A 237-nucleotide genomic window follows, 5' to 3' on the forward strand; every position below is an offset into this window, starting at 1 on the left:
CACGGCCGCGCTGCATCCCGCCGACGGTTTCGACGTGCCGACGCTCGCGTGTTACACGACGATCGGGCCGGCGCTGCGCGTGCGCGACTATCCGCATTGCGTGCCGGTCGCGCCCGACGTGCCGGCCGAATTGCGCGGGCTGCATCGCAGCGAGCGGCCGGACGATCTCGCGGCGGACGAGGCCGCGTATCGCGCGATCGACTGGGATGCGCTCGCGTGGCCGGCGCCGCGCGAAGC

General features: G+C 74.3%; 1 pseudogene. It reads left to right on the forward strand.

The window, feature by feature from the left end:
* Nucleotides 1-237: pseudogene (locus KVT39_RS37365) on the forward strand (ADP-heptose--LPS heptosyltransferase); the annotation flags it as partial.

Origin of the sequence: Burkholderia sp. GbtcB21 (assembly GCF_019091065.1) — a bacterium.
In the GTDB taxonomy this organism is placed as follows: domain Bacteria; phylum Pseudomonadota; class Gammaproteobacteria; order Burkholderiales; family Burkholderiaceae; genus Burkholderia; species Burkholderia pyrrocinia_C.